9 protein-coding genes are annotated in these 13,656 nt (G+C 47.2%); 6 read left to right on the forward strand and 3 right to left on the reverse strand.

All coding sequences use genetic code 11. The annotated features are described in order from the left end of the window. Positions 1–13: 13 nt before the first annotated feature. Positions 14–376 carry a 6-carboxytetrahydropterin synthase QueD gene (gene queD / locus F0316_RS07645; RefSeq protein WP_000845978.1) on the reverse strand — a complete coding sequence of 121 codons (363 nt, stop codon included), beginning with the start codon at positions 374–376 and terminating at the stop codon, positions 14–16. A 439-nt stretch (positions 377–815) separates the two neighbouring features. On the opposite strand from queD, the gene F0316_RS07650 reads away from it, so the two are divergent. Continuing rightward, positions 816–2,447 carry a methyl-accepting chemotaxis protein gene (locus F0316_RS07650; protein WP_001088888.1) on the forward strand — a complete coding sequence of 544 codons (1,632 nt, stop codon included), beginning with the start codon at positions 816–818 and terminating at the stop codon, positions 2,445–2,447. Positions 2,448–2,592: 145 nt separating this feature from the next. After that, positions 2,593–3,993, forward strand: coding sequence for an asparagine--tRNA ligase (asnS, locus tag F0316_RS07655; RefSeq protein ID WP_069730374.1), 1,401 nt, complete (start codon positions 2,593–2,595; stop codon positions 3,991–3,993). Positions 3,994–4,057: 64 nt separating this feature from the next. On the opposite strand, the gene thiD is transcribed toward asnS, so the two are convergent. Next, positions 4,058–4,906, reverse strand: coding sequence for a bifunctional hydroxymethylpyrimidine kinase/phosphomethylpyrimidine kinase (thiD, locus tag F0316_RS07660; protein ID WP_118089982.1), 849 nt, complete (start codon positions 4,904–4,906; stop codon positions 4,058–4,060). A 535-nt stretch (positions 4,907–5,441) separates the two neighbouring features. On the opposite strand from thiD, the gene F0316_RS07665 reads away from it, so the two are divergent. The 4 genes from F0316_RS07665 (at position 5,442) to F0316_RS07680 (ending at position 11,452) form a co-directional block, all read left to right on the forward strand. Next, the gene (locus F0316_RS07665) at positions 5,442–6,893 is read left to right on the forward strand and encodes an HD-GYP domain-containing protein (RefSeq protein WP_053055794.1); all 1,452 of its coding nucleotides are present in this window, start codon (positions 5,442–5,444) and stop codon (positions 6,891–6,893) included. Between the two features lie 455 nt (positions 6,894–7,348). Next, positions 7,349–8,539: an amino acid aminotransferase gene (locus F0316_RS07670; RefSeq protein ID WP_000462147.1), complete on the forward strand. Its 1,191-nt coding sequence runs from the start codon at positions 7,349–7,351 to the stop codon at positions 8,537–8,539. A gap of 316 nt (positions 8,540–8,855) precedes the next feature. Next, on the forward strand, positions 8,856–10,745 hold the full coding sequence (locus tag F0316_RS07675) for a CBS domain-containing protein (protein ID WP_162808153.1): 1,890 nt from the start codon (positions 8,856–8,858) through the stop codon (positions 10,743–10,745). 5 nt (positions 10,746–10,750) lie between these two features. Next, entirely contained in the window at positions 10,751–11,452 is a 702-nt protein-coding gene (locus F0316_RS07680; RefSeq protein ID WP_172625987.1) for a 3'-5' exonuclease, read from the forward strand. A 131-nt stretch (positions 11,453–11,583) separates the two neighbouring features. Here the strand turns inward: F0316_RS07680 and F0316_RS07685 are convergent, their stop codons facing one another. Then, positions 11,584–13,467 carry a methyl-accepting chemotaxis protein gene (locus F0316_RS07685; protein ID WP_172625988.1) on the reverse strand — a complete coding sequence of 628 codons (1,884 nt, stop codon included), beginning with the start codon at positions 13,465–13,467 and terminating at the stop codon, positions 11,584–11,586. Positions 13,468–13,656 lie beyond the last annotated feature (189 nt).

Below are 13,656 nucleotides of genomic sequence, written 5' to 3' on the forward strand. Positions count from 1 at the left end.
TCAGATCAATGCGCTATTCACCGCGATAAATACAACCCGCCGTGCAGGTTTCTTTGATCTCGACTTTGCTCAGCAGCGGTAAACTGGGCTTGAGCTGTTGCCAAATCCACTTTGCCAACACTTCACTAGTTGGGTTTTCTAACCCTTCGATATCATTCAGATAATAGTGATCGAGACGATCATAAATCGGTTTGAATGCGGCTTTAATTTCCGCAAAATCCACAACCCAACCTGTATGGGGATCAACCTCACCTTCAACATACAGACGAACTAAAAAAGAGTGTCCATGCAAACGACCACACTTATGACCAGCGGGCACATGCGGTAAGTGGTGAGCAGCCTCAAACATAAACTCTTTGTATAATTCTGTTTTCATCATCATTCTCGGGGCATAAAAAGAGCCGCAATACTAAGAAATCTCTGCTGCTGAAACAAGGCTATTCAAAACATAATTCGGACAAACCGCCCCTCTCACACCAGCGACTGAGAAACATTCCTCAATAATCAATGCAATATACCCAAACTACTTGGAGTTGCAGGTAGGCGGCAAGTGAGTGAGTCCCCATGAGCATAGATAGACTATGTGATTGGAGTGAACGAACGTAGCCAACACCGCTGCAGCTTCAAGTAGGAAGGGTATAGCTAAGAGTCATCCATGTGATAGGCTTTAACTCCCCCCTAAGAGTATGCGTCATACCTCATATTTAAACTCACACTTTGGTTAAGGTCACACTAACAATTGGTCTACGTTTGTCACCTAGTGAATTAACGCTATATTTACATAAGTCGGGGTCACTTATAATTACAAAACTATCATGAACTCATCCATTCTTAGTAAATTGCTGCTGACATTAATCACCGTGTTTGCCTTAGTTTTGGCGGGCTCAACGTCTTATCAATATTGGCAGCAAAAAGATCTCATTCATTCCGTGTTAAGTGAGCAGCTGCACGACAAAGCCAGTAACTACTTTGATAGCCTGAACATGATGATGCTGACTGGCACCATGGCACAAAAAGAGACGCTACGCCAAAAAGCATTAGCACAAGATGGCATTGAACAAGTTCGCGTCATTCGAGCGCCTTCTTTAAATAAGATTTATGGCCCCGGAAGCACGGATCAACAACCGAAAGATGAAATTGATCAACGGGCATTACAAGGCGAGACCATTATAGAGCCCTATCAAGCCGATTGGGGAAAAGGCATTGTGGTTGCCTTACCGATGAAGTCGAGTGAAAACTATCGTGGTACTAACTGTGTGGCTTGTCACATCGCACCAGAAGGTGAAGTGCTTGGTGTAATTCGTCTTGAGTTTAATCTTAACCACTTAACGCAAATGGTGAATCATCGCACTCTTATTGGCGTCGGCATTATGTCGGTTATTGCGCTGTTTGGTTTTATGTTGACGCTGTTTTTCATGCGTAGAATTATCGTTCTCCCTTTGCAAAAAACGTCGGCCTTTATGTGTGAGGTGAGTAAGAGTAAAGATCTTTCCCATCGACTCGAAAACGATAGAAAAGATGAACTCGGGCAACTGGCGGTATCCATCAACTCACTGATGGATACGGTGTCAGACAGCTTGCAACAAGTGCAAGACACTTCCCATTCCCTTGCTGATTCGGCTAAAAAGCTTACGAATGTTGCACAAGTCACCGATCAGGCGGCCAACAATCAACAAAAAGAAACTGCAGAAGTGCAAACCAACATCACGGATATGCAAGGTAAGCAGCAACAAGTGGAGTTTGCGACCGAAGAAGCGTCTAAATTGGTCAATCACACCACCAGTATTGTTCAGCAAAGTGCCAAGCAAGCACACGCAGCCAGTGAAGATATCAAAAATCTGGTGGGCGATATTGAGGCGGTCAAACAACGTATTGTGGAATTAAATAATCAAACTGGCCAAGTATCATCCATTCTTGGCGTGATCAAAGGCATTGCCGAACAAACTAACTTACTTGCGCTGAATGCCGCTATTGAGGCGGCGCGAGCGGGCGAACAAGGTCGCGGTTTTGCTGTCGTTGCAGATGAAGTGCGTCATCTTGCATCACGCACCACGGAAGCCACCGGAAATATTGAAAACATCATCGCAGGATTTCAGCGTGACAGCCAAGCCTCGCTCTCTTCGGTCGATACCGTCTGCTCTCATGCGCATCAGCGTTCATCCGAAGTGGAAGAGCTCTCAGCGGCCATGACTCGTGTGGTCAGCGAAATGCAACAAGTGCTAAGCCATGCTATGGGCATTCAAGAGCAGACCAAACGCACCACGGAAGTCAGTCATGAGATCCAAAATAAGGTTGATGTCATCACTCATCACGCGAACAACACATCACAATCGGCAAGTGAGACGCGTGAGATCAGCATCGATCTTGAACATTTATCACAACAATTAGAATCCTTGCTGAATCAATTTACTTTGATTGCTAAGAATTCTGCGCGGAAACCACATTAAAGGTTGAAGCTGACAAATTGACAGGTAATATGTTCCGTTGAATCTGTAAAACTCTCTACAACCCGATGTTTCGTCTATTTTTTGCGCAATGAATGCAGCAAATGGCATCGGGGTGTCTTTTATCTCAACGGAGACTGTAATAAACATGACTTACGCGCCTGTAAATGACGTACTCAGCGGCAAGCTCGCAGTAGACAGTGAAGTCACTGTTCGCGGCTGGATTCGCACACGTCGTGATTCCAAAGCTGGAATTTCGTTTCTTGCCATCTATGACGGCTCTTGTTTCAACCCGATTCAGGCCGTGGTTCCTAATAATCTCAATAATTACGACAACGAAGTTCTGAAACTCACTACGGGCTGTTCCGTTGAAGTAACCGGTAAGATTGTTGAATCTCCAGCTTCAGGCCAAGCATTTGAGCTAGCAGCAACCGACGTAAAAGTAGTCGGTTGGGTTGAAGATGCCGACACTTACCCAATGGCGAAAACTCGTCATTCAATTGAATATCTGCGTGAAGTGGCTCACCTGCGTCCACGTACTAACGTGATCGGTGCGGTTGCGCGTGTTCGTAACTGTTTGGCGCAAGCGATTCACCGTTTCTACCATGAGCAAGGTTACTTCTGGGTTTCAGCTCCACTGATCACCGCTTCTGATGCAGAAGGCGCAGGTGAAATGTTCCGCGTTTCAACGCTGGATATGGAAAACCTGCCGCGTACTGATGCAGGTAAAGTGGATTACAACCAAGACTTCTTTGGTAAAGAAACCTTCCTGACCGTATCAGGCCAGCTCAACGCGGAAGCTTACGCTTGTGCGATCAGCAAAGTGTACACTTTCGGCCCAACATTCCGTGCGGAAAACTCAAACACCAGCCGTCACTTGGCGGAATTCTGGATGGTTGAACCTGAAGTTGCATTCGCTGACCTGAACACTGTAGCAAAGCTGGCGGAAGATATGCTGAAGTACGTGTTCAAAGCCGTACTGGCAGAGCGTCGTGACGATCTTGAGTTCTTTAACGATCGTATTAATAACGAAGTGATTGCGCGTCTTGAGCAATTTGTTGAATCTGATTTCGCACAAGTGGATTACACTGATGCGATTGAAATTCTGAAAAACTGCGGCAAAACGTTTGAGTTCCCTGTTGAATGGGGCATTGATTTAGCTTCTGAGCACGAGCGTTTCCTTGCAGAAGAGCACTTCAAAGCACCTGTTATCGTGAAGAACTATCCAAAAGACATCAAAGCGTTTTACATGCGTATGAACGAAGATGGCAAAACCGTTGCAGCGATGGACGTCTTGGCACCGGGCATTGGTGAAATCATCGGCGGTTCACAGCGTGAAGAGCGTTTGGATATTCTTGATGCGCGTATGCGTGAATTTGGCATCGATCCTGAGCACATGGACTGGTATCGCGACCTGCGCCGTTACGGCACAGTGCCGCACGCGGGCTTTGGTCTGGGCTTCGAGCGTCTAGTCTCTTACGTCACTGGTATGGGCAACGTGCGTGACGTGATCCCATTCCCACGTACCCCACGCAGCGCGAGTTTCTAATTCCGCTCTGTTGAATGTAAAAACCGTCTCAAACGAGACGGTTTTTTATACCTCAAGCTCACTCTTATTGGCTTTTCTGTTGGCTTTTAGCCATTTGCAGTAGATAAAAATGGTGTATCGGCCCATAACCTTGGCCGATCCTCAATTGATCGGCATGCACAATCGCTTGGTGGATATACTGTTTGGCTTTATCCACCGCTTCCACTAACTCAGCCCCCTGCGCTAAGTATGAAGCAATCGCAGATGAGAGTGAGCAGCCCGTGCCATGCGTATTCTTCGTAGCAATACGGGGCGCACAGAAATGACGACTATCACCACTTTGAATCAGTAAGTCATCACTGTTGGCTTGCTGATGGTCGTGACCGCCTTTGAGCAGTACCGCTGGTGTGTTTAACTGACTAAGCACGGTAATACCCTGCTGCGGATTCTGCTGCCATTCTTGTTGTGTCATCCCCACTAAAACCGCCGCTTCTGGCAGATTAGGCGTAATGAGATTGGCTAACGGTAATAGCTCACGTATTAACGTCTCGACCGCCTCTGCCGCCAATAAATGATGGCCACTGGTTGAGATCATCACTGGGTCGAGCACAATCCATTTCGGTTGATATTGGCGTAATTTCTTAGCAACCAGAGCGATGATTGGGGCATCCGCCAGCATACCAATTTTGACTGCCAAGACGGGAATATCGCTAAACACGGCGTCTAACTGTTGCTCAACCACCGCTAATGGCAAAGGAAAAACGGCGGAAACACCCTGCGTATTTTGTGCGGTAATCGCGGTAATCACTGAGCAGGCATAACCCCCTGTCGCTGAAATGGCTTTGATATCGGCTTGAATTCCAGCACCACCACCGCTATCTGAGCCTGCGATAGTCAGCACTATGGGAGTATGAATAGAAGAGATTGTTGACATAAAAGCTCCTGTGAAAACAGGAACTGATCCCAAACTGCAAATCAATGGTGAGACAATACCAGCGGTTGAGGATAGTTCCCTACGTCAGTCCTAACTGAATCAGGTTCAACGGGTCTCGCTACGCGATCTCAGCCTTTAATTCGCACGTTGTTATACCCAAACTACTTGGAGTTGCAGGTAGGCGGCAAGTGAGTTCATCCCCATGAGCATAGATAAACTATGTGATTGGGGTGAACGAACGTAGCCAACACCGCTGCAGCTTCAAGTAAGAAGGGTATATACGCTCTCAGGCTCCCCGACTACAGGACGTATCTTAACAGTATTCCTTGATACAAAAAGCAATTATTGCTCCTCTCAATCGTTACACTCTGATACGACCACTCAAAAAATGTTCGTTTTAAAGTGGTCATCACCCAGCAATGTCTATAAAATCCGCGCCTTTATTCAAAATGATAATAAATCGCACTCACTTTAATGATGCTGCTTATACTTAACTAGCCGTAACTTATTGACCATTTGGGTTCTATCACTTGCTATGAAAAACACGATTTACCATGCCCCACTGACGTTTGGACTTTATGCGCTTGCTGGAGTGCTCTTTGCGCTTTACACAAGCCGAGTCTGTCCTTTTCTCGCGACATTAAGCACTCGTGAAATCGCCACTCAGGTGGGTGCTGTCTTCATCCTCGCATGGCTGATTCGGCATACTCTGCTTCGCCAGCACATTTGGGCAAGAAAACAGCAATTTATCCAATTGGACACGGCACTCCTCTTCGCAATGAGCCTGCCTTTAGCGCTTTACTACAATCTGCAATACCAGTTCACGTTAGACAGTAATTTAAAAGTACTGTTTGGAATGACCTTATTTGGTTTCTTCACCGGAGCGTTATTGCAATTAAGCAGTAAGTTAAGAACGCTGCGCCAAATGCCTCAAAGTCAGAACCTTGCTCTCTCTTCTGATGAGCGACGTTCCTTAGTCAAACAGCTGATTGGCTTGATCGTCCTTTTAATCAGCACACTGACGGTGATGCTCAGCATGGTCGCAATCAAAGATATTCACTGGCTGGAAAATAACCCTGCGCGCCTACTTGATGGCAGTGGCAAGATCAGCATTGTGAAAGAGTTTGCCTTTTTGTCCTTGGTGTTAGGCGGCTACATCACGGCCATTCTCGTACTCTGGAGTCGAGTGATGAAAGAGATCCTCGACCATCAGGAGCGCTCATTGCAAGCCGTGACGCAAGGCAACCTCCAAGTACGCCTTCCCGTCTACTCTAACGATGAGTTAGGCAATGTCGCCATGTTGACCAATCAGATGTTAGACAGCTTAGAAGCTACGCAAAATGAGGTCAAAACCACACGTGATGTGGCTATCGTCAGCTTATCGGCTCTTGCGGAATCACGAGATAACGAGACAGGGGCACATATTCTTCGCACTCAAGAATACGTCAAAGCGTTAGCAGAATATCTCGCTGCTTTTCCCCAATATTCAACGCTGTTAACCCCGGCTTATATCGAACTACTCTACAAATCCGCGCCATTACATGATGTAGGCAAGGTTGGCATTCCAGATTCGGTTCTGCTCAAACCGGGCAAACTGACCGATGAGGAGTTCTCCGTCATGAAAGAGCATCCGCGTATCGGGGCGCAAGCACTTGCGATTGCTGAGCGCCATTTAGGGACGAGCTCCTTCCTCGCCATTGCCAAAGAAATTGCTCTCACTCACCACGAAAAATGGGATGGCACGGGTTATCCGGCGCAATTACAAGGAGAAGCCATCCCGCTTTCCGGTCGCTTAATGGCGTTAGCCGATGTGTATGATGCCTTGATTTCAGCTCGGGTCTATAAACCGGCTTTTAGTCATGACAAAGCCAAAGCCATTATTGTCGAAGGCAGTGGTCACCATTTTGATCCTGCCGTGGTCGAGGCTTTTCTCGCGGTTGAGGAAAAGTTCGTGGCCATTGCAGCACACTTTAAAGATGCCGCATAAGGTTGTAGTTATACCCTTCCTGCTTGAAGCTGCAGCGGTGTTGGCGACGTTCGTTCACCCCAATGACATAGTTTATCTATGCTCATGGGGATGAACTCACTTGCTGCTTTGCTTTGCTTTGCTTTGCTTTGCTTTGCTTTGCTTTGCGGATGCTCAATCCATGACGATGGAAAGAAATGAAAATTTAATACGTAATGATCTGAACATCGCCAAATCTTATCTTATTGATGTATTGCCTCAATAACCGGACAAAAATTCATCTCGCCTTAGGCTGAAAAGCCTAAGACTTTTACATCACAAATGACCGACTATTCGCAGTTTTTCAGCCAAGTAAAAATTTTTCGATATTTTCTTTCAGGTGCTGTTGTCACCAGAATACGAGGGAGGTATAAATACGGTAAATTTTGATGAGTTCAATCATCCCTTCCCACCCTAACTTGACATGGATGTGCTTTATGTTCGAAAAAGTCGTTGCCGCTCCCGCTGACCCTATCCTAGGTTTAACTGAAGAGTTCAAAAAAGACCCTCGTACCGACAAAATTAACCTCGGTGTAGGTATTTATAAGAATGAAGCAGGTGAAACCCCGGTTCTCGCTACTGTAAAGAAAGCAGAAGCCGCACTGCTTGAGTCAGAGAAAACCAAATCTTATCTCACGATTGAAGGGACAGCTGAGTACGGTTTAGCAGTACAAAAACTGCTGTTCGGCGCGAATTCAGACATAGTGACACAAAAACTGGCAAAAACAGCGCAAGCCCCTGGTGGCACTGGTGCGCTGCGTGTGGCGGGTGAATTTATTAAGCGTCAACTGGGCGATGTGAAAGTCTGGATCAGTAACCCAACTTGGGCTAACCATCACGGTGTGTTCAATGCCGCTGGCTTAGAAACTACGCAATACGCTTATTATGATGCCAAAGCCAAAGACAAAGATTTTGCCGCTATGCTGGCAGATTTAGAGCAGGCAGAGAAAGGCGATGTGGTTTTACTGCACGGCTGCTGCCACAATCCAACGGGTATTGACCCAACAGAGCAAGAGTGGGAAGTACTGGCGAAATTGGTGGCTGACAAAGGCTTACTGCCTCTGTTTGACTTTGCTTACCAGGGCTTTGCTTCAGGTGTGGAAGAAGACGCGGCTGGCCTACGTATTTTTGCGAAATACAACTCTGAGATTCTGGTTGCCAGCTCTTTCTCAAAGAACTTTGGCTTGTACAACGAACGTGTCGGTGCCTTCACGCTGGTTGCACCTTCAACAACCGTTGCAGAAACGGCGTTCTCACAAGTTAAAGCGATTATCCGCTCTATCTACTCAAACCCACCGGCTCACGGTGCTGCCGTTGTCACTTATATTCTGAACAACCCAGAATTACGCGCAGAATGGGAAGCCGAAGTCGCGGAAATGCGTGAACGTATTCAAGAGATGCGCGTACTTTTCGTTAACACATTGAAAGAAGTGGGTGTAGACGCTGACTTTAGCTTTATCGAGCGTCAAAACGGCATGTTCTCTTTCTCTGGCCTAAGCAAAGAGCAAGTTGCACGCCTCAAATCAGAGTTGGGTATCTATATCGTCGGCTCTGGCCGCATCAGCGTAGCGGGGATGACCAAATCAAACATGCTACCTTTGTGCCAAGGCATTGCTGCGGTGATGTAATCGCATCGTCAATGACTCTCTTAAACCGGCTGGAATATGGCCGGTTTTTGTTTTTTTACTGTTCATATACCCAAACTACTTGGAGTTGCAGGTAGGCGGCAAGTGAGTTCATCCCCATGAGCATAGATACACTATGTGATTGGGGTAAACGAACGTAGCCAAAACCGCTGCAGCATCAAGTAGGAAGGGTATAGATAGACTCCTTTCCCTCTCTCTGCGTGCTCCGATTAGCCCTAAGGCAATAAATTGAGGTAGTATGGTCTGCCATACCGCCAAAAACATTGCCTAACGCATGTTTGTAACGATAGGAGCCTCCATGGACGCCGAGTTAATCGAGATTCAACAATTCCTGCAACAGCATCCGCCTTTTGATGCCTTACCCAACGAACGACTGCCTGAAATCGCTCAACAAATTGAAATTGCCTACTTTCGTAAAGACACACCGATTATTGGCTATAAACAAGCCATCAGTGATTTATATTTGGTTCGTAGTGGGGCGGTCGAAGTCTATCGACGTCATGGTGAGCTGTACAATCGACTGACGGAAGGCAGTCTATTTGGACAAATGGGGTTATTAACGAGTAACCAAGTGTCTTTCGCGGTCACTGCAATTGAAGATACGCTGCTGTACTGTTTGCCTGAAGCGCTCTTTCACCGTTTACACCAAGAGTTTGATAGTTTTGCCGATTTTGTTGAAGTAGAGCAAGCCGTACGCTTGCGTCAAACCGTTGCTAAACAAAAAGAACAAAATGATCTTATCACCAGCAAAGTCAAACAGCTGTTAACCCGTTCAGCACCAACGATAGACAAACAAGCCTCTATTCAACAGGCGGCACAGCGTATGGCAGATGAAAACGTCTCTGCGCTACTGATCCTCGATAACCAGATCCTGCTTGATACGGAAGATGACTCAACGCCCGTAGTCGGCATTGTCACGGAACGAGACCTCTGCCGACGCGTCTTGGCGCAAGGTATGGATGTCACACAGACCGTCAGCCAAGTCATGACTCATGAGGTCATCTCGCTGGATCATAACGCTTACGTCTATGAAGCTATGCTCGCCATGCTACGCAATAACGTTCACCACCTCCCTGTATTAAGAGAAAGGCAGCCGATTGGTATCATCGACATGACCGACATCGTACGCCATGAGTCGCAAAACTCATTGCTTTTAGTCAGTCGTATCTACCAGCAAACTTGTATTGATGATTTGGCTCAACTCGCCAATGAAGTCAAAGCAAGCTTCGTACGTTTAGTTAACGAAGACGCCAATTCACACATGATTGGTACTGCGATGTCGACCATTGGCCGCGCTTTCACGCAGCGCATCATTGAATTAGTCGAGGCCGAGTTGGGTGCTGCGCCACTACCCTACTGTTTTGTCGCCTTTGGTTCGATGGGACGCGATGAACAGTTGATTGTGACCGATCAAGATAATGCTCTGATTTTAGATGATCGCTACGATGTGCAGCAGCATGGTGCTTATTTTGCTCAATTTGCTGAGTTGGTGTGTAGGGGATTAGACCGCTGCGGATACCCATTGTGTGATGGTGAGATCATGGCTAGCAATCCAAAATGGCGCATGACTCGCAAAGAATGGGAAACCTGCTTTGCTGACTGGATTGATAATCCCAACCCGCAAGCTCTGCTCAATGCGTCGATTTTTTTTGATCTCGATGGTGTCTATGGCCGCACCAAATGGGCCGAGCAACTGTCTGGTTTTATTGTACGCCGCGCCAGACGCAATCAGCGATTTTTAGCCTGTTTGGCGCGTAATGCGCTCAATCGCACGCCGCCACTGGGCTTTTTTAAGAATTTCGTGATGGAAAAAGATGGACGCCATAACAACTCCATCAATTTGAAACGTCGCGGGACAGCACCACTGGCAGATTTAATCCGCGTACATGCCCTCGCCGCAGGTTCACGCGCTAAAAACTCGTTTGAACGTTTAGATGATGTAATTGAAGCAGGATTGCTCCCACAAGGTAAAGGCAAAGATCTGCGTGATGCCTTGGAATTCATCGCTATGGTGCGGATTCGCCATCAAGCGATTGATGTTGAACAAGAGCGTGAGGCCGACAACAGTATCGAGCCGGAACATCTTTCGGATTTTGAACGACGCAACTTAAAAGATGCGTTTCAGATCCTCAGTAACGGACAGAATTATCTTAAGTATCGTTACCAAGCCAACCAACATTTTAAGTGAGCGCCATGTTCGATTCTGCGATTTACTGGCCCGCTCGATTTGCTCACTTAGCCCAGCAGGCTTGGCAAACCCATTTACAGCGCTTTTATGCTCAACCTCTGGTTGAAGGCTCAACACCGATTCATCAGTGCTCACTGGTTGCCCTCGATTTTGAAACAACGGGACTGAATGCCGAGCAAGATGCCATTGTGAGTATCGGTTTAGTGCCTTTTACTACTCAACGGATTTTTCTTAGTCAAGCTCGGTATTGGTTAGTAAAACCCTCTCAACCGCTTGAAGAGGAGTCGATAGTGTTCCATGGGATCACGCACTCCGAGTTGCAGCATGCGCAAGCTCCAGAACAGGTGTTGAAGGAATTACTCGAGGCGCTGCACGGCAAGATTGTCGTCGTACACTTTAGGCATATTGAACGTGATTTTTTGCGCCAGATTAGCCTGAATATATGGGGCGAGGCGATCGAGTTTCCCGTGTTGGATACATTAGAAATTGAACGTCAGTTACTGGATAAGCAACGCTCGCTGTGGCAACGGATTGCACGTCGACCTTTACCCTCAATACGCCTTGGGCAATCACGGATGCGTTATCACTTACCGCCCTACTCACCTCACCATGCGCTGACGGATGCCATTGCGACCGCAGAACTTTTTCAAGCGCAGTGCGCACACCATCTCCCACCCCACACTGCCATTCAGTCTCTGTGGCTTTAGGCTCTGTGCTCTGTGGCTAAGAGCCCTATATAGGTCTTTGACCGCGAATCGAAACTCGAAACGACGAGATGCATAAGAACGAAAAAGGAGCGCATCAAGCGCTCCTTACTCTGACTTTGTCAGTGACGTCATTACAGTTTAAAACGACGGATCTCTTGTTCTAACTCATGAGACAGTTCAGACAACTCTGCAGCTTGTTCAGCAGCGGAGTGAGCTTCTTGCGCGAGATCATTTGAAACATCACGAATACCTACGGTATTGCGAGTGATTTCCGAAGTCACAGAGGCTTGCTCTTCAGCCGCTGACGCAATTTGCGTCGCCATATCACTGATACGTTCTACAGTTTTATGGATCTGCTCCAAGCTAACCGAAGCTTCATTCGCATCATCAACACTGGTGTCCGCGAGGCGACGACTGTCATCCATAATACCTACCGCTTTACCTGTGGTGGCTTGCAGCGTTTCAATCATCTGCTGGATTTCTTTGGTCGACGCGTGGGTACGTTGACTCAATACACGAACTTCATCAGCCACGACAGCAAAACCACGTCCTTGCTCACCCGCACGGGCAGCTTCAATGGCCGCATTCAGCGCCAGTAGGTTGGTCTGTTCAGCGATGTTCTGAATCGTCGACAGAATCGTACTGATTTGGTGACCATGTGCTTCCAGCTCTTGAATAACTTCGGTCGCGACTTGTACTTCTTCAGCCAAAGATTGAATCGAACGCTGCGTTTGAGTGACTTGACCCGCGCCATGGACACACGCCGTCACGGCTTCACCTGCGTTTTGCGCCGTGTGATCCGCATTACCCGCAATTTCTTGAGTGGCAGCAGCCATCTCATTAATTGCGGTAGCCACCATATTGATTTCGTCTTGTTGCAAGCGAATTCGGCTACTGCGCTCTTCCGCTTGTGCCGCCGTCACTTTCGACTGCTGCGCCAATGCGGCTGAAACATGGCTTAACTTGAGTACCATGGTGTGCATGTTGCTCACAAAGGTATTGAAGTTGCTTGCCAGTTGTCCAACTTCATCATCACTGCGAGGTTCTAAACGTTGTGTCAAATCGGCATCACCAGAGGCAATTTCCTCCAGCGCTTTCGATACACGACCCAAATCACGGAACAAGAAGCTGACGAGCCAAGAGACAATCACAACCACAATCACAGTGATCAGTAGCGCAGTAGTGATAAGGCCTGTTAACAACTCAGAATGAGAGGCGTATTCGGTATCGCTGTCCATCTGTACTGCGAAATACCAAGGTGTATCGGGTACCGCAGTGAAAAAGAAGAACTTCTCCACGCCATTCAGTTTAAGCGCAAGCAACTCACCTTGATTCGCAGCACGCTCGATAGTGCGCATGTCCAAAGCAGAAGAGAGCGTCGTCACAGGCTTCAGTAGCAAGGATTTGTCTGGATGCGCTAGGAACGAACCGTTTTGACCATCAATCAACATGGTTTGTGCATTTTTTCCTGCGTCCATGCTGATCACGTCCGCAATCAGCTGATCAATGAGAACATCTGCGCCAACTACACCACTCATATTACCGTTAAGGCGAACAGGTTCTGCAATCGTCACAAGCAGTGCGCCAGTTATCGCATCACTGTAAGCGGTGGTGATGATCTGCTTACCCGCACTGGCTGCATCTTCATACCAAGGGCGCGTACGTGGATCGTAATCCGCACGATTACGCTCTGGATGTGAGCGATACATCGCGCCATCAGTCGTACCGTAAAAAATATCGTCAAAACCACCCGCATTGCGCGCTTGTTGCAGATAAGGGACAACATTTTGTGCTTCAATGTGAGCATTAAACGCAGTACTAATTGATTTACGAATAGAAATCCAATCTGAGATGCCTTTAGCAGCGGTCGAAGAAATTGCGTCAGCACGAGTATAAACCGCATTGCTGGTTTGCTGTTGCAATTGACTGGCGGAAAACCAAGTCAATGCCGTCGCCATCACCACCACTGCCGATAAACTTGCGCCAATCAGTTTGTGTTTTAGTGTTAATTTCATTATGTCAAACAAAAGGTTGGAACGAAGGAGTCGCGATAGTAAACACTATTCGATTAAAGCGCACTCGTTTTGTCATTTTTTCTCACAACTTGTCACAGACCAGAATTAACCTTTTATGTTATAAGGTCTTAAACGACAAATTACTGGCTTATGCCAAACTTTTTGCTCTCACGCAACGTGATTTGCCTT

It is taken from the genome of Vibrio cholerae (assembly GCF_008369605.1).
In the GTDB taxonomy this organism is placed as follows: domain Bacteria; phylum Pseudomonadota; class Gammaproteobacteria; order Enterobacterales; family Vibrionaceae; genus Vibrio; species Vibrio cholerae.